The 16138-nt window shown below is 73.8% G+C and carries 18 protein-coding genes; 3 read left to right on the top strand and 15 right to left on the bottom strand.

Going from position 1 to position 16138, the window contains the following annotated elements:
• The first annotated feature begins 86 nt into the window (after window positions 1-86).
• Both ACZ51D_RS09745 and ACZ51D_RS09740 read left to right on the top strand, forming a co-directional pair.
• On the top strand, window positions 87-1163 hold the full coding sequence (locus ACZ51D_RS09745) for an ABC transporter permease (protein ID WP_465661785.1): 1077 nt from the start codon (window positions 87-89) through the stop codon (window positions 1161-1163).
• Window positions 1160-1843, top strand: coding sequence for an ABC transporter ATP-binding protein (locus ACZ51D_RS09740; RefSeq protein WP_465616909.1), 684 nt, complete (start codon window positions 1160-1162; stop codon window positions 1841-1843). The genes ACZ51D_RS09745 and ACZ51D_RS09740 overlap by 4 nt, the downstream gene beginning before the upstream one ends.
• A 176-nt stretch (window positions 1844-2019) precedes the next feature.
• On the opposite strand, the gene ACZ51D_RS09735 is transcribed toward ACZ51D_RS09740, so the two are convergent.
• The 3 genes from ACZ51D_RS09735 to ACZ51D_RS09725 all read right to left on the bottom strand — a co-directional run bounded on the left by ACZ51D_RS09735 (window position 2020) and on the right by ACZ51D_RS09725 (window position 4490).
• On the bottom strand, window positions 2020-2616 hold the full coding sequence (locus ACZ51D_RS09735) for a Uma2 family endonuclease (protein ID WP_465625585.1): 597 nt from the start codon (window positions 2614-2616) through the stop codon (window positions 2020-2022).
• 100 nt (window positions 2617-2716) lie between these two features.
• Window positions 2717-3427: a GntR family transcriptional regulator gene (locus tag ACZ51D_RS09730; RefSeq protein WP_360498294.1), complete on the bottom strand. Its 711-nt coding sequence runs from the start codon at window positions 3425-3427 to the stop codon at window positions 2717-2719.
• 166 nt (window positions 3428-3593) lie between these two features.
• Window positions 3594-4490 (bottom strand): NAD(P)-dependent oxidoreductase, encoded by an 897-nt coding sequence (locus tag ACZ51D_RS09725; protein WP_465661783.1) that lies wholly within the window; start codon window positions 4488-4490, stop codon window positions 3594-3596.
• A 106-nt stretch (window positions 4491-4596) separates the two neighbouring features.
• Here ACZ51D_RS09725 and ACZ51D_RS09720 point away from each other — a divergent pair, with 106 nt between their 5' ends.
• The gene (locus ACZ51D_RS09720; RefSeq protein ID WP_465625581.1) at window positions 4597-5208 is read left to right on the top strand and encodes a TetR/AcrR family transcriptional regulator; all 612 of its coding nucleotides are present in this window, start codon (window positions 4597-4599) and stop codon (window positions 5206-5208) included.
• A 194-nt stretch (window positions 5209-5402) separates the two neighbouring features.
• Here the strand turns inward: ACZ51D_RS09720 and ACZ51D_RS09715 are convergent, their stop codons facing one another.
• The 12 genes from ACZ51D_RS09715 to ACZ51D_RS09660 all read right to left on the bottom strand — a co-directional run bounded on the left by ACZ51D_RS09715 (window position 5403) and on the right by ACZ51D_RS09660 (window position 16135).
• Window positions 5403-6317 (bottom strand): ornithine cyclodeaminase family protein, encoded by a 915-nt coding sequence (locus ACZ51D_RS09715; RefSeq protein WP_465625579.1) that lies wholly within the window; start codon window positions 6315-6317, stop codon window positions 5403-5405.
• A gap of 29 nt (window positions 6318-6346) precedes the next feature.
• A complete protein-coding gene (locus ACZ51D_RS09710; protein ID WP_465661782.1) occupies window positions 6347-7390 on the bottom strand; it encodes a proline racemase family protein in 1044 nt (347 codons plus the stop codon).
• Window positions 7390-8754: an aldehyde dehydrogenase family protein gene (locus ACZ51D_RS09705; protein ID WP_360498284.1), complete on the bottom strand. Its 1365-nt coding sequence runs from the start codon at window positions 8752-8754 to the stop codon at window positions 7390-7392. The genes ACZ51D_RS09710 and ACZ51D_RS09705 overlap by 1 nt, the downstream gene beginning before the upstream one ends.
• Before the next feature lie 62 nt (window positions 8755-8816).
• Entirely contained in the window at window positions 8817-9821 is a 1005-nt protein-coding gene (locus tag ACZ51D_RS09700; RefSeq protein ID WP_465625574.1) for a proline racemase family protein, read from the bottom strand.
• A 132-nt stretch (window positions 9822-9953) separates the two neighbouring features.
• Window positions 9954-10889 (bottom strand): dihydrodipicolinate synthase family protein, encoded by a 936-nt coding sequence (locus ACZ51D_RS09695; protein WP_465625572.1) that lies wholly within the window; start codon window positions 10887-10889, stop codon window positions 9954-9956.
• 62 nt (window positions 10890-10951) lie between these two features.
• A complete protein-coding gene (locus ACZ51D_RS09690; RefSeq protein ID WP_465625571.1) occupies window positions 10952-12388 on the bottom strand; it encodes an FAD/NAD(P)-dependent oxidoreductase in 1437 nt (478 codons plus the stop codon).
• Window positions 12369-12719 carry a (2Fe-2S)-binding protein gene (locus tag ACZ51D_RS09685; protein ID WP_465625570.1) on the bottom strand — a complete coding sequence of 117 codons (351 nt, stop codon included), beginning with the start codon at window positions 12717-12719 and terminating at the stop codon, window positions 12369-12371. Before ACZ51D_RS09685 ends, ACZ51D_RS09690 begins: the two co-directional genes overlap by 20 nt.
• Before the next feature lie 97 nt (window positions 12720-12816).
• The gene (locus ACZ51D_RS09680) at window positions 12817-13977 is read right to left on the bottom strand and encodes an NAD(P)/FAD-dependent oxidoreductase (protein WP_465625568.1); all 1161 of its coding nucleotides are present in this window, start codon (window positions 13975-13977) and stop codon (window positions 12817-12819) included.
• A 166-nt stretch (window positions 13978-14143) separates the two neighbouring features.
• Window positions 14144-15037: a twin-arginine translocase subunit TatC gene (gene tatC / locus ACZ51D_RS09675; protein WP_465625590.1), complete on the bottom strand. Its 894-nt coding sequence runs from the start codon at window positions 15035-15037 to the stop codon at window positions 14144-14146.
• A gap of 149 nt (window positions 15038-15186) precedes the next feature.
• Complete coding sequence (gene tatA, locus ACZ51D_RS09670) at window positions 15187-15495, bottom strand: Sec-independent protein translocase subunit TatA (protein ID WP_465625566.1); 309 nt, start codon at window positions 15493-15495, stop codon at window positions 15187-15189.
• A gap of 208 nt (window positions 15496-15703) precedes the next feature.
• Window positions 15704-15883 (bottom strand): hypothetical protein, encoded by a 180-nt coding sequence (locus ACZ51D_RS09665; RefSeq protein WP_360498272.1) that lies wholly within the window; start codon window positions 15881-15883, stop codon window positions 15704-15706.
• A gap of 21 nt (window positions 15884-15904) precedes the next feature.
• Complete coding sequence (locus ACZ51D_RS09660) at window positions 15905-16135, bottom strand: hypothetical protein (RefSeq protein ID WP_360498270.1); 231 nt, start codon at window positions 16133-16135, stop codon at window positions 15905-15907.
• Window positions 16136-16138 lie beyond the last annotated feature (3 nt).

Below are 16138 nucleotides of genomic sequence, written 5' to 3'. Positions count from 1 at the left end.
ATGCAATCCCCGGCGCGATGCCGCGGGGCCGTGCCGTCCACGACGGTGGGAACGTCGGAAAACACCTGCGCAGAGGAAGGCCCACCGTGTTCGTCGCCTGGAGGGACCTGAGGTTCGCCAAGGGGCGGTTCGCCCTGATGGGGACCGTCATCGTCCTGATCACCGTCCTGGTCGGCCTGCTGTCCGGTCTGACCGCCGGCCTCGGCCGCCAGAACATCTCCGCGATCACCGGCCTGCCCGCCGATCACCTGGTGTTCTCCAAGTCAGCCGACGGACAGCAGCTGTCCTTCACCGACTCCCAGGTCACCCCCGAGCAGTGGCAGGCCTGGTCCCGCGAGCCGGGCGTCACCTCCGCCCAGCCCATCGGCATCACCACCACCAAGGCCGCCGCCGGCACCCGCACCGCCGCGCTCTCCGCCTTCGGCGTCCCGGACGGCTCCGGGCTCGCCCCACAGGGCACCCTGATCGCCCCCGGCCGGGCGGTGCTGTCGAAGACCGCCGCCGAGAACCTGGGCGGCCTCACCACCGGCGCCGACTTCACCCTGGCCGGGCACCCGCTGCGGGTCGCGGCCGTCGACGGCGACGCCGCGTACAGCCACACCCCGGTGATCTGGACCAGCCTCACCGACTGGCAGCGGTTCGCCCCCGGCGGCACCGGCCACGCCACCGTCATCGCGCTCACCACCGCGAAGGGCGCCGACCTCGCCGCCGCCGACACCCACCAGGGCACCGTGACCCGCACCCGCGACGACGCCCTCGCCGCGATCGGCTCCTACACCTCGGAGAACGGCTCCCTCCAGCTGATGCGCGGCTTCCTGTTCGCCATCTCGGCGCTGGTGATCGGCGCGTTCTTCACCGTCTGGACGATCCAGCGCAGCGGCGACATCGCCGTCCTCAAGGCCCTCGGCGCCTCCACCCGCTACCTGCTGCGCGACGCGCTGGGCCAGGCCGTCCTGCTGCTCGTGCTCGGCACCCTGCTGGGCACGGCGATCGCGGCGGGCCTGGGGGCGCTGGTCGGCTCCGCCGTCCCCTTCGTCCTGGACGCCCCGACCGTCCTGCTGCCCGCCACCGTCATGATCGCCCTCGGCGCGGTCGGCGCGGCCCTGTCCATCCGCCGGATCACCTCCGTCGACCCGCTGACCGCCCTGGGGAGCGCCCGATGAGTCTCCTGCTCGACCGCATCACCCTCACCTACCCGGACGGCGACGGCCGGCTCACCGCCCTCGACGACGTCTCGCTGACCGTCCCCAAGGGCACCATCACCGCCGTCGTCGGCCCGTCCGGCTCCGGCAAGTCCAGCCTGCTGGCGGTGGCCGCCACCCTGATCACCCCGGACTCCGGGCAGGTCGTCATCGACGGCACCGACACCACGGGCCTCAGCCGGGCCGACCTCACCGCGCTGCGCCGCACCAGGATCGGCGTCGTCTTCCAGCAGGCCAACCTGCTTCCCTCGCTCACCGCCACCGAACAACTCCAGGTGATGGCCCACCTCGACGGCCGCCCGCCGCGCGAAGCCCTCCCCCGCGCCCTGGACCTGCTGGACGCCGTCGGCCTGCGCGACCAGGCCGCCCGCCGCCCGCACCAGCTCTCCGGCGGCCAGCGCCAGCGCGTCAACATCGCCCGCGCCCTGATGAACGACCCCACGGTCCTGCTGGTGGACGAACCCACCAGTGCCCTCGACCACGAACGCGGCGCCGCCGTCCTGGACTTGATCACGGAACTCACCCACCGAAGGGCCACCGCCACCGTCCTGGTCACCCACGACCGCACCCACCTCACGGCCGTCGACCAGATCGCCGAAGTCCACGACGGGAGGCTGACCCTGCCGACGGCGGTGGGTTAGGAGAAGAGCTCGTCCACGTTCAGTGCCACCGACGTCCCGGGCAGGGTGAACGACTGCCCGGGCATGCCGCCCGTCCGGCAACGGGTCGACCGACACCTCACCACCCAGCACCTCCACCCGGTGCTCGGGGAACCGCTCGACGAGAGCCTCGGCCATACCGAGCACGGAGTACGGCACTACTTCTTGGCAGTCAGCACGTCGTCCACCGACAGCGTCACCGACGCGCCGATCGACTCCGGCAACGTGAACGACTGGCCCGGGTGGTGGACGGCATGCACCCGGTACTCGCCATCTCGTGGCTCGGTAAGAACCATGACCTTCAGGTTCTTACGGTCGACGATGACGTAAACGGGCACTCCCGCTTCGGCATAGATTCCCGGCTTGATCTTGACATCAGATAGATGGTTGGAGGACGTGACCTCTACGACCAACCGAAAGACCGCCGGATCATAGCAATTATGCTCGATCAGATGGTCCCGATAGTCGGCATCGACAAGAGACAGGTCGGGAATCGCGTAATCGGACGGGCCTCCTGGCAGCCACATACCCATCCCCTGGACCACTCGAGATGTGTCACCGTGAAGCCCTGCAGCCCACAACGGGATCATGAGGTCCGTGAGCGTTTCCCCGTGCGGCCCGTCGGGAGGCGGCGTCACTGTGATCTGTCCTCCGAGGATCTCGACCCGGTGCCCCACGAACTGCTTGGAGATCAGCTCGGCGGTTTCGAGCAGCGTCTGCTGCTCGAACGGCTCTTCCACTGCTGCGGCGGACATGGAATTCCTCCTGGCTGCCGATGTCGAGAGCATCATCGTAGAGCCCGGGCGCCCCCCGACGCCCGATCCTCAGTCTTCACCCGAACGGGCGGTTTAGCCCCTACCGGGCCCGCAGGCGCAGCGCCGGCCGCTCCGGCTCCGCCGCCTCGTCCTGGCCGGCCCACAGGGAGCGGACGTGGCTGAGGTGGCGGGTCATGCAGGCCTCCGCCGCCGCCACGTCGCCCGCGATCATCAGGTCGAGCAGTTCCAGGTGCTCCTCCGCCGAGGAGACCAGCTCGCCGCGCTCGTCGAGCCGGTTGAGCCCGTACAGGCGCGAGCGCTTGCGCAGGTCGCCGACGACGTCGACCAGCCGCGCGTTGCCCGCGAGCCCCAGCAGGTCGAGGTGGAACTGCCGGTCGGCCTCCAGGTAGCCGATCAGGTCGTGCTTGCGTGCGGCCGCGACGATCGCCTCCGCCTGCGGGCGCAGCCGCTCCAGCTGCTCCTTCGTCGCCGTCTGCGTGACCCGGCCGACGGTCGGGACCTCGATCAGGGCGCGGATCTCGGTGTAGTCGTCCAGGTCGCGTTCGGTGAGTTCGGTGACCCGGAAGCCCTTGTTGCGGACGGCCTCGACGAGACCCTCGCGGGCGAGGTCGAGCATGGCCTCGCGGACGGGGGTGGCGGAGACGCCGAAGTCGGCGGCGAGGGCGGGCGCGGAGTAGACGACGCCGGGGCGCAGTTCGCCGGAGATCAGAGCCGCCCGGAGTGCGTGGGCGACCTGGTCGCGAAGCCGCTCCTGGACGGAGATCAGGGTGCGGGGTTTGAGGTCGGCCATGGTGTTCCTCCGGGTGGGTGCAGAACACCAGTGTACAATGTCACGTTACGTTGAGTACGCAACAGTCCGCGATTCAAACAACCCGTCAGCCGCCGAAACCCATGGTGGCAGCGGCCGCCGACCGTGACAACGGCCGACGGCACACGATCTGCCGTACGGGACCGGGCTACGCCCGGCGGAACTGCCCGACCAGCGCGGTCAGGCTCGCCGCGCCGTTGCCGCTCTCGACGCCGCGCCGGAACGCCTCCGCCAGCAGCGCCGGCAGTGCGCCGTCCACTCCGGAGGCCTCCGCGGTGTGCCGGACGTGCTCGATGCTGGCGAGCGCCATCGCCATCCGGTCGACGTCCCCGCGGTGGTCCCCGGCGGTGATCCGCGGCGCGTAGAACGCCTGGAAGCCGGGGAGCGAGGCGGCCGTCGAGCTCAGGTACGGCAGGAACTCCTCGGCCGAGATGCCGTTGGCTTCGGCGATCGCCGTGGCATGCAGGTAGCCGACCATGGAGGTCCAGAACAGGTCCATCTGGATCTGGTAGTACAACTGTGCCAGCCCGGGGTCGTCGCCCCGGTAGTCGGCCCCGGTGAGGACCTCCAGGGCGGCCCGGTGCCGCTGGAACAGCTCGACCGGGCCGCTGTAGAAGGTGGACGACTCGGGGCTGCCGATGCCGGACGGCGGCGTCTGCACCCCGCCGGTCAGGTGTCCGGCCCCGTGCTCGGCGAGCCGGCGGGCGGCCTCGCGGGCCCGCTCGGGGGTGTCGGAGCTGAGGTTGACGACGGCCTTGCCCTTGAGCACGGCCGGGTCCAGCGACTCCAGCACGGTGAACACCGCGTCGTAGTCGGTGAGGCTGAGGACCACCAGCTCGTTCGCCGCCACCGCCGCTTCCGCACTCGACGCCAACTCCGCACCCCTGGCGACCGGTTCATCGGCCCGCGCGGCCGTACGGTTCCACACGGTGACGGCGTACCCGGCGTCCAGGAACGCCCCGGCCATGGCCTGCCCCATCGGGCCGAGCCCGATCACCGTCACCGATCGCTCCGGCTGCTGCTCCGGCTGCTGCTCGACGGACATACGTCTACCCCTCCGTTGGAACGAACGCTCTATCCAGAGCGACGGAGCTGACGCTAACACAGCTCTGGAACGAACGCTCTATTCATATTTCGGCTAGGATCACGCCGTGAAGACGTCCGAGACGCCCGAGAAGACCACCACCGTCGGCACCCGCGAGCGGATCGTCCGGGCCACCTCCCGGCTGCTGCAGCGCCAGGGGTACGAGGGCACCGGGATCAAGCAGATCTCCCGCGAGGCCGAGGCCACCCTCGGCTCCGTCTACCACTTCTTCCCGGGCGGCAAGCAGGAGTTGGCCGCCGAGGCGATCCGGCACGGGGACAAGGAGTTCGCCGTCCTGCTGCGCGCCGGACTGGACTCCTCGGCGGACCTCGGCGAGGCGATGACCGCCTGTACCCGGATGCTGGCCACCGAACTGCGTGCCTCCGACTGGCAGGACGGCTGCCCGATCACCACCACCGCCCTGGAGACGGTCGGCCGGGTACCGGTGATCGAGCAGGCCGTGACCGAGGCCTTCGCCAACTGGCGGGCCATCGTGGAGGAACGGCTGCGCGCCGCCGGCATCGACGCGCAGGACGCCCGCGAACTGGCCGGCACGGTGATCAACATCCTCGAGGGCGCCGAGCTCGCCGCGCAGGTCGCCCGCAGCGAGGAGCCCCTGCTGGTCACCGGCAAGCACCTGGCCCGCCTGCTCGCCACCTACACCCGCGACCAGGGCTGAAACGCGAAGAAGTCGGCCCGGCGGGGGATCCCTTCCCGCCGGGCCGACTTCAGCTTCACAACTCCCGACCAGCGTCAGGAGCAACGGACTTGCCGATCGAGGCAGCGCCGTACGACGGCCGTCCGAACAACCGGACCGCCACGACCGGGCCGCAGCGGCCGACCAGCTGCGGCCGGGCCGCCTCGACCGACCCGCTACGACGCCTGGCCGCCACCCGCCCGGTACACCTCCGCCGCGACCGCGAGGTCCTCCCACGCCATCCCGACGCTCTTGAAGAACCGCGGCCGCCCGGTCGGCACCAGCGCGTCGCCGCGCACCAGTTCGGCGAGGTTCCACACCTGCCGCCCGGCCACGCCCGCCATCAGCAGGTCCCCGGCTTCCCGGGCCGCGACCGACCGGGCTTCCACGTACAGCTCGGCGCGTCCGACGAGCGCCTCGTCGACCTCCCGCGCGTCCGGCTCGTGCGAGCCGACGGCCGCCACCGCCGCGTGCGCGGGCACCAGCGCGCCGTCGAACAGCGGCGTGCGCGCGGTGGTGCAGCAGACCACCAGGTCCGCCTCCGCGACCGCCTCCGGCCCGCCGACGGCGGCCGTCAGCCCGAGCCGCTGCCCGTACGCGACCAGCGCCGCGGCCCCCTCGGCCCGGCGTGCGACCACCGTGAGCCGGGTCAGCGGCCGGACGGCCAGCAGCGCGTCCAGATGCCCGTACGCCTGCGGCCCGGAGCCGAACAGCACGAGGTGTTCGGCCTCCGGCACCGCCAGCCGTCGCAGCGCGGCGGCGGTGACGGCCGGCGTGCGCAGTGCGGTGAGCGCGGCGCCGTCCAGCAGCGCGAGCGGTTGCAGGGTGGGCCCGTCCAGCAGCAGGTAGCTGCCGGTGATGCGGGGCAGCCCCCGTTCCGGGTTGGCGGGGGCGACCCCGGCGATCTTCACGCCCGCGTACGGTCCGGCGGCGGCCGGCATCAGCAGCAACTCGCCGGCCGGCACCGGTACGGCGGACCGGGCGGGTGCGGCCTCCGGGTCGAACCCGTCCAGCAGCACCCGCTCGATCGCCCCCACCGCCCCGGCGGGCCCGACTCCGCCGGTGCCCGGTACGGCGTACTGGAGCGGCACAACCGCCCTACCGGGACTTGCAGTTGGACTCACAGGAGGAACCCCGTCCCCAGTTCGTCGCCCGGCTCCAGGACGAAGCCGTGCTCGCCGGTGCGGCAGGCCGTCCCGCCGACCTCGGTGACGACGCCCTCGCCCAGCGGGTCACCGCCCGGGAGCACCCGGCCGGTGAACACCGTGCCGATGACGGACTCGTGCCGCAGCGGCTCCCCCGGCGCCAGCCGTCCCTCGGCGGCGAGCACCGCGAGCCGGGCGGAGGTGCCGGAGCCGCAGGGCGAGCGGTCGATCTGCCCGTCCGCGAAGACGGTGACGTTCCGCTGGTTCAACACCCCTTCCAGCGAGGGGAGTTCGCCCGGCGGGAGTTCGTCGTACAGGATCACCCCGTACACCCCCGACAGCCGGGGGTCGGTGGGGTGCGCCACGGCCTCCGCGCCGGCCAGCGCCGCCCTGATCTCCCACCCCAAGGCGGTGAGTTCGGGTAGCTGAGCGGGTTCCACGGCCAGCCCCAGCGAAGCGGCCGGCACCGAGGCGTAGCAGGCGCCGGAGTGCGCGACCGCGACCTCCACCGTTCCGCGCGAGGTCTCCACCGGCAGTTTCAGCGCGCTCACCCGGGTGGGCACGTTGCGGAAGGTGACGCCGGTGGTCCGCCCGCCGGCCCGGTGCACCAGCGCGGTGACCCGGCCGGAGGGCACGTCGATCCGCACCCGCGCCACGCCGTCCTCGGGGGCGGCCACCAGTCCGGAGTCGACCGCCCAGGCGCCGAGCGCGATGGTGCCGTGCCCGCAGGCCGTCGAGTAGCCGTCCTTGTGCCAGAACAGCACGCCCAGGTGCGCCTCGTCGTCGTCCGGCGGCACCAGGAATCCGCCGTACATCCCGGCGTGGCCGCGCGGCTCGCGGGTGAGCAGCTGCCGGACCTCGTCCAGCGCGCTGGGGCGGGGCGCGGTGGCGCTGCCGCCGGCGCCGAGCGCGATGGCCCGCCGTTCGGCGACGGTGTCGCCGGGGATCACGGGCGCGCCGTCCAGCACGATCCGGAACGGCTCGCCGGCGGTGTGGTAGTCGACGGTGCGGACGTACATCAGGCGCCTCCGCCGGGCAGCACGCTGACGGTCCGGCTGACGGTGTAGAAGTCCAGTGCGGCCTGGCCCTGTTCGCGTTCGCCGTGGCTCGCGCCCTTGGCCCCGCCGAAGGGCAGGTGGAAGTCGACGCCGCTGGAGGGGGCGTTGACCCGGATCATCCCCGCGTCCAGCCGGTCGGCGGCGGCCAGCGCCACGTCCAGGCTGCCGGTGTGCACCGAGGTGGAGAGGCTGTGCGGGGTGTCGTTGGCGAGCGCGATCGCCGCGTCCAGGTCGGCGGCGGCGTGCAGCACGGCGATCGGGCCGAAGAACTCCTCGCGGGCCAGCGGGTGTTCGGCCGGCACGTCGGCGAGCAGGGTGGGCTCGACGTACCAGCCGGCCCGCTCGGGCACCCCGCCGCCGGTGAGCACGTTCGCCCCGGCTTCGACGGCCGAGCCGACGGCGCGGGTGAGCCGGTCCCGGGCGCCGGAGTTGACCACCGGCCCGCACACCGAGTCGTCGACCGCCGCCAGCGCCTTGACGAGGGCCTCGCGCAGCGGCTCGTACGCGGCGCCGACCGCGATCACCCGGCTGGTGGCGGTGCACTTCTGCCCGGCGTACCCGGCGATGGCAGCCGCGATGTGGCCGGCGGCCTGGGCGATGTCGGCGTCGGGAAGCACCAACGCGGCGTTCAGTCCGCCGAGTTCGGCCTGCACCGGCACCCCGCGCTCGGTCGCGGCGCGCACCACGGCGCGGCCGACCCCGGTCGAGCCGGTGAAGGAGACCACGTCCGCCGCGTCGACCAGCGCCGTGCCCTCCTCCGCCCCGCCGGGCACCACCGTGAACACCTCGGCGGGCAGCCCGGCGGCGAGAGCCAGCTCGGCGAGCCGCAGCGCGCACGCCGTCGCCTCGGGGGCCGGCTTGAGGACCACCGTATTGCCCACCGCCAGCGCCGGAGCGGCCTTCCAACTCGGGATCGCCAGCGGGAAGTTCCACGGCGCGATCAGCCCGGCCACCCCGTACGGGCGGCGCCGGGTGAGCAGCAGGCCGGGCCCGGCGGCGGTCTCGTGCACCGCCCCGGAGGGCGCGTACGGCGCCTGCGCGTAGTAGCGCCAGATCGCGGCGGTCCGGGCGACCTCGCCGCGCGCCTCGGCGAGCGGCTTGCCGACCTCGCGCACGATCAGCGCGGTGAGTTCCTCCGCGTGCGCCTCGACCGCGTCGGCGATCCGGCCGAGTGCCGCCGACCGGGCGCCCGCGCCGGCCGCGAGCCAGCCGGCCTGCGCCGTCCGGGCCCGCCCGACGGCGGCCCGTACGGCCTCGGCGCCGGGTTCCTCGACGGCGACCACGAGGTCGTCCGGGTCGGCGGGGTTGTACGAGGTGATGGTCACGACTAGCAGCCCTTCAGGGGGGGGTCAGAGCGGGAAGCCCGCCGGGTCGGAGCAGGCGGGGCTTACAGCAGGAACCCCGCCGGGAAAGGGTCGCTCGGGTCGAGGAAGTACTGGGCGGTGCCGGTGACCCAGGCCCGCCCGGTGACGGTGGGCACCACGGCGGGCCGCCCGGCCACCTCGGTGCCCTCGACCAGCCGCCCGACGAAGGTCGTGCCGATGAAGGAGTCGTTGCGGAAGTCCTGCCCGAGCGGCAGTTCCCCGCGCGCGTGCAGCTGGGCCATCCGCGCCGAGGTGCCGGTGCCGCAGGGCGAGCGGTCGAACCAGCCGGGGTGGATGGCCATGGCGTGCCGGGAGTGCTCGGCGGTGGAGCCGGGGGCGAGCAGCTGGACGTGGTGGCAGCTGTGGATGGACGGGTCCTCCGGGTGGACCGGCCGGTCGGGGCCGGCGTTGATCGCGTCCATCATCGCGAGGCCCGCGTCCAGGATCTCCTGCTTGCGCTCGCGCTCGAAGGGCAGCCCGAACTCGGCGAGCGGCAGGATGGCGTAGAAGTTGCCGCCGTACGCGAGGTCGTAGGTCACGGTGCCGTAGCCGGGCACCTCGATCTTGCGGTCCAGCGCGACCGAGTAGGAGGGCACGTTGCGGATGGTCACCGCCTTGGCGGCGCCGTCCTCGACGTGCACCTCGGCGATCACCAGCCCGGCCGGGGTGTCCAGCCGTACGGTGGTGACCGGCTCGACGACCGGCACCATCCCGGTCTCGACCAGCACGGTGGCGACCCCGATGGTGCCGTGCCCGCACATCGGCAGCAGCCCGGAGACCTCGATGTAGAGCACGCCGAAGTCGGCGTCCGGCCGGGTGGGCGGCTGGAGGATGGCGCCGCTCATCGCCGCGTGGCCGCGCGGCTCGTACATCAGCAGGGTGCGGAAGCGGTCCAGGTGCTGCTGGAAGTGCACCCGGCGCTCGGCCATGGTGGCGCCCGGGATGACGCCGAAGCCGCCGGTGATCACCCGGGTCGGCATGCCCTCGGTGTGCGAGTCGACGGCGTGGAACACGTGACGGCTGCGCATGGGTCACAACTCCCGTACAGGTTCTGGTGGTTGATGGGGGCCTGGCCGGCTGCCCCCGCAGCCGGCCGGGAAGTCCGGGGTCACCGGACCGAGCGGCAACCTCAGTCCGAGGCCACCGGACCGAGGGCAGCCTCAGGCGAGGCCCTCGGCGAGCGCCTTCTCGGTGGCCGCGCGCACGGCCGCCTCGACCTCCGGGGTGAGCGGCTGGCGCGGGGCCCGGACCGGACCGCCGGGGCGCCCGGCGAGGTCCATCGAGAGCTTGATCGCCTGGACGAACTCGGTCTTGGAGTCCCAGCGCAGCAGCGAGTGCAGCGACTTGTACAGCGGCAGCGCGGTCTCCAGGTCGTGCTTGACGGCGGCGTCGTAGAGCGCCACGGAGGCCTCCGGCAGCGCGTTCGGGTAGCCGGCGATCCAGCCGACCGCGCCGGCCAGCGCCAGCTCCAGCAGCACGTCGTCGGCGCCGATCAGCAGGTCCAGCCCGGGGGCCAGCTCGGCGATCTCGTACGCCCGGCGGACGTCCCCGCTGAACTCCTTGACCGCGACGATCGAGCCCTCGCCGTGCAGCTGGGCGAGCAGCGCGGGGACGAGGTCCACCTTGGTGTCGATCGGGTTGTTGTACGCGACGATCGGCAGGCCTGCCTTGGCGACCTCGGCGTAGTGCGCGCGCACCGAGGCGTGGTCGGCCCGGTAGGCGTTCGGCGGCAGCAGCAGGACGGAGCCGGCGCCGGCCTCGGCGGCCTGTTCGGCCCAGCGGCGGGACTCGGCGCTGCCGTACGCGGCCACACCGGGCATGACCCGCGAGCCGTCGCCGGCCGCCTCGACGGCCACCTCGACGACCCGGGCGCGCTCCTCGGCGGTGAGCGTCTGGTACTCGCCCAGCGAGCCGTTGGGGACGACGCCCTGGCAACCGGAGTCGATCAGCCAGCGGACGTGCTCGGCGTACGCGTCGTAGTCGACGGAGTGGTCCGGGCGCAGCGGGATCGTGGTGGCGACCATGATGCCGCGCCAGGGACGGGTGGTGTCGTGCGGGGTGATGGACACGGTGAACTCCTTGGTGAGGTGTGACATTTTATAAGAGCGGACAGGCCGGAGACAAGGTCCCCGGCCCGTCACGTTCGACAACGGGCCCGTTACGACTCCGGGGAGGGCCCCGCCGCCAACTGCGAGAGCGGCACCGGGCAGCCCAGCGGCCGTCGGTCCGGTCCGGGCTCACCCGAGCCGGCCAGGCAGGCCACGGCCGGACCGCACATCCGCCCCTGGCACCAGCCCATCCCGGCCCGGGTGAGCAGCTTGACGGTGCGCGGATCGCCCGCGCCCAGCTCGTCCACGGCCTCCCGGATCGCCGCGACCGGCACCTCCTCGCACCGGCAGACGTCGGTGTCCGGGCGCAGCCACCCGGTCCAGCCGGGGCCCGGCCGGTGGGCGGCGGCCATCAGCTCGGCGAAGGCCCGCAGCCGCGAGCGGCGGCGCAGCAGCGCGGCCGTCGGCAGCGCCCCGGCCACCGCGTACGCGGCCAGCTCGCCCTCGGCGAGCGCGAGGTCGGCGCCGCCGACGCCGTTGGTCTCCCCCGCCGACCAGAGGCCGGGCACGCTGGTACGCAGCCGGGCGTCGACCGCCAGTGCGACCGCGCCGTCCGGCCCGGTACGGGTCCGTGCGCCCAGTTCGGTGGCCAGGTCGATCTGCGGCAGCAGGCCGTGGCCGACGGCTAGGGCGTCGCAGTCGATCCGCCGCTCGGTGCCGGGCACCGGCCGCCACTCGGCGTCCAGCCGGGCCACCGTGACGCCGGTGACCCGGTCCGTCCCGTGAGCCTCGACCACCGCGCTGCGCGGGCGCAGCCGGACACCGTGCCGCAGCAGCGCGCCGCCGTGCCCGGCGCCCTCGACCAGCTTGCCGGGGACGCCCGCCAGCACGCCCGGCCGCCGCGCGTACCCGAGGTAGGCGGTGGCCTCGACCACCGCGGGCACCTCGGCCCCGGCGGTGACCAGCGAGGACGCCGCCGCGAGCAGCAGCGGCCCGCTCCCGGCGACCACGATCCGTCGCCCGGGCAGCACCAGCCCGGCCTTGAGCATCGCCTGCGCGCCGCCCGCGGTGACCACCCCGGGCAGGGTCCAGCCGGGGAACGGCAGCTGCCGCTCGTACGCGCCGGTGGCGAGCAGCACCGACCGGGACCGGACGGTGGCCCGGTCGTTGCTCTCGGGCCCGCGGGTGACGTGCGCCGCGAAGCCGTCCCCGGAGCGCTCCAGCGCCCAGACCTGGTGCCCGGCCCGGAAGGCGGCCCGCCCGGCCCGTTCGTGGGCGGCGAGCCGGTCGGCCAGGCCGGTGTAGGCGGACCAGTGGTGGTGCAGCCGGTCCGGCCGGGCCGCGCCGAGGCCGGGCGCCGGGTGGCGGTAGTACTGCCCGCCGGTGTGCTGCCCGCCGTCCAGCAGGACGCAGCGCAGCCCGAGGTCGGCGGCGGTGACGGCGGCGGCGAGCCCGGCCGGGCCGGCCCCGACCACCGCGAGGTCGAACGGCAGGGGGTCGAACGGCGAGGGGTCGAACGACGAGGAGTCAGACGGCGAGGTCGGCACGGCCGTGGCCCTCCTGGGTGGTGACGGTGGTGCCGGGCTCGGCGGGGAGCAGGCAGGTGCGCTGGTTGGGTCGGCCGTCCACGGTGGCCAGGCAGTCGAAGCAGCTGCCGATCCCGCAGAACGCCCCGCGCGGCTTCCCGCCGACCCGGGTGGTGCGCCAGGCGAGCACGCCGTCGGCCCAGAGCGCGGCGGCGATCGACTGCCCGGGCAGCGCGGGGACGGGCCGCCCGTCGAACTCGATGTGGTGGGCGGGCCCGGGCTCGGCCTCGACCAGCCCGGCGGGGGTGCGGCGGCGCATCGGCGGCTTCTCCAATCCAGGACGGAATCTCATGCGGGACGGAATCTCCTACGGGCCCGAGCTATGCGGAGCCCCGAGCTATGCCGGGCCCCGAGCTCACGCGGGGGCCCGAGCTCACGCGGGGTCGGTCTCAGACCGCCGGGAACCGGTCCGCGCGGAACGGCGCGAGGTCCAGCTCCGGCTGCTTGCCGGTGAGCTGTTCGCTGATCAGCAGCCCGGTCGCCGGGGCCAGCCCGATGCCGGCCCCCTCGTGCCCGCAGGCGTGGTAGAGCCCGGGCACCCGGGGGTCCGCGCCGATGGCCGGCAGGTGGTCCGGCAGGTACGGGCGGAAGCCCCGGTAGGCGCGTAGCACGGCGACGTCGGCGAGCAGCGGGAAGAGTTCCGCCGCCTGGCCGGCCAGGCGGCGCAGCACTTCCTGGGAGAGCGTGCGGTCGAAGCCGACCCGCTCCCGGCTGGCGCCGATCAGCACCGGTCCGCCCGGGGTGCCCTCGATCACGGCGGAGGTCTCCAGCCCGGCCGATCCGCTGGCCACGTTGGCCACGTAGTCAGCGGCGTAGACCTTGTGCCGGACGACCCGCGGCAGCGGCTCGGTGACCAGGACGAAGCCGCGCCGGGGCATCACCGGCAGGTGCACTCCGGCCAGCGCGGCCAGTTCGCCGCCCCAGGTGCCGGCCGCGTTCACCACGGCGGGCGCGGCCAGTCGGCGGCGGTCGGTCCGTACGCCGCGCACGGCGCCGTCCGGCCCCCGGTCGACGGCGGTCACGGTCTCCCCGGTGATCAGCTCGGCGCCGGCCCGGCGGGCCTCGCGCAGCAGGTGGGCGGCGGCCAGGGCGGGCTGGACCTGGGCGTCCTGCGGGTAGTGGAAGCCGCCGGCCAGGCCGGGGGCGAGGTGCGGTTCCAGTTCTCGCAGCCGCTCGCCGGGCACCTCCTCGGCGACCACTCCGACGGCGCGCTGCCCGGCGGCGAAGGCCCGCAGCGCGTCCTGTCCGGCGGCGGTGGAGGCGACCACCACGCCGCCCTTGGGCTCGTACTCGACGGCCGCGCCGAGGTCCTCGGCGAGCTCGCCCCAGAGCCGGGTGCTGAGCAGGGCGAGGTCGAGTTCGGGCCCGGGCTCCTTGTCGGAGACCAGCAGGTTGCCCTCGCCCGCGCCGGTGGTGCCGCCGGCCACCGGCCCGCGGTCCACGACGGCGACGGCGAGCCCGGCGCGGGCGGCGTAGTAGGCGCAGGCGGCGCCGACCACACCGGCGCCGACCACGACGACATCCAGGGGAGGTCTCTCGGTCTTCAGCACGTCAGTAATATGTCACATGCCATCCACCCTGCCAAGACCGCGCGGCCGAAACCCCCGCTAGCGCCCGGCCGGCACCCGGAAGGCCCCGGAAAGGGCCCCGACCAGCGGAAAGCCCCGGCGCGCCGCTCGCGAGCGACGGGCCGGGGCTCCCTCAGGACAGGTCGGCTCAGGTGATGTCGTCCATCTGCTCGTGGCGCGCGGCCGGCACCGGGGCGGCGGTGGCCGCCGGAGCCGCCGAGGCCTCGACGGTCTCCGCACCGGCCACCGGCTGGACGGTGAGGTCCAGGTGCGAGGCCTCCTCGTCGTCCAGCCCGGCGTCCGGGTTGCGGCGCGCCTTCCGCCGGTCGTTGAGCAGCGAGATGGTGACCGCGAGGAAGTACAGCGCCCAGATCGGCGCGGCCAGCAGCAGCATGCTGAACGGGTCGGCACCCGGCGTGGCGAACGCGGCGAACACGGTGATGCCCATGACCATCCCGCGCCACCAGCTGAGCAGCCGCTTGCCCGTCACGATGCCGACCTGGTTCAGCATCACCAGCAGCAGCGGGAACTCGAAGGCCAGGCCGAAGACCAGCACCATCCGGGTGGCGATGTCGAGGTAGTCCTCGGGCGGCAGGATCGGCGTGGTGTTGTTCGGCGTGAACGAGAGCAGCACGTCGACCGTGACCGGCAGCACCATGATCGCGGCGCCCACGCCGGCCAGGAAGAGCGGGGCCCCGCAGGCGATGAAGACGGCCGCGTACTTCTTCTCGTGCCGGTGCAGGCCGGGCGCCACGAAGGCCCAGACCTGGTAGAGCCAGACCGGCACGGCCCCGACCACGCCGGCGGTCAGCGAGACCTTCAGCATCCAGGTGAAACCGGCGGTCAGACCGATGTTGGAAACGAGGGCGCACTTGCCGTGGAACTGGTCGGCGGTGTCCTTCGTGCAGCGCGGCAGCGGCTTCAGCAGGAATTCCTCGAGCTGCTTGTGGTAGACCGCCGCGACGATCGTGATCACCAGGATGGCCAGGACCGACTTGACCACGCGGTTGCGCAGTTCCCGCAGATGGTCGGCGAGGGCCATCCGCCCCTCAGGGTCCTTCGACGCCTTGGACGCCGTCGGCGCCTTGGAGAGCTTGCTCAACCCCGGTCCTCACATCGTGCGTCGAGGCCCGCCGGTCGACGGGCCTCCATGGATAGTCGCGTGCGTCACGTGCGCCGTGTGCGCCGCGTTCAGTGCGGGCGGTCGCCGTCGGACGCCGACGGCCCGGCGCCGGGCTCCGCCACCGGACGGGCCGTGGCCGACGCGCCCGGAGCGGCCTGGACGGTCCTGACCGCGCCGCCGTCCACCTGCCCGGGAGCAGCCGGCGCCGCCGGGGCGCTCCCCTCGGACTCGCCGTCCGTGCGCATCGCCTTGGCCTCGCTCTTCAGGATCCGCAGCGACTGTCCCAGCGACCGCGCCAGCTCCGGCAGCCGCTTGGCTCCGAACAGCACGATGGCGAGGACCACGATCACCACGATCCCGGTCATCGAGATACGCATGCGCGACCACCTTCAGTCATGGCGGCCCGACGGGCCGTCCGCTGCGGATGGTAACCGCTGCGGATGACGCCACGACGACGGCCGCCCGAACAGGACAGCGACCCCCGGTACACGGTTTCAGGAGCCATCTGAGAGCGTAACCCGCCCCTGCCCGCGCGCAGCAGCCCCCGTACCGCCGACGCCCCGGCCGGGCCGGACCGCGGAGGCGCTACGACCGGCTCGGCACCGCGTCCGCCAGCTCTTCCGCCGCCGTGGCCAGCGCCCGCGAGGCGGTGTCCACGCCCTTGGCGAGCGCCCGCACGTCCAGCCACAGCCGGATCGCGAGGATCCCCAGGACCAGCAGGCCCGCGGTGGCGAGCAGGACGGCGGCGACGAGCATCCAGGACATGCGCCCCACCCTATACGGGCCCTACCCCTCGGCCGGGACGAGCCGCATGGTGCGGACCCCGGCCCCGACCAGCGCCTCGACGATCTTCTCCCCGGCCGGCTTGCGCACCGCCGCCCCGCACAGCGGGCAGCCGAAGCTGTAGTGCGCCTGGGCGGGGGTGCGACCGAGGGTGAGCCGGAACTCCTCGGCCGGGAGCTCCACCTTCTCCCGGCACTCCGAGCAGTACACCTTGAATCTGGTCCCGGGTTCCACCGC

It is taken from the genome of Kitasatospora sp. NPDC033851, assembly GCF_055576085.1.
The sequence above is the reverse complement of the archived record's forward strand: the minus strand, read 5'-3'. Positions and strand labels throughout refer to the sequence as shown.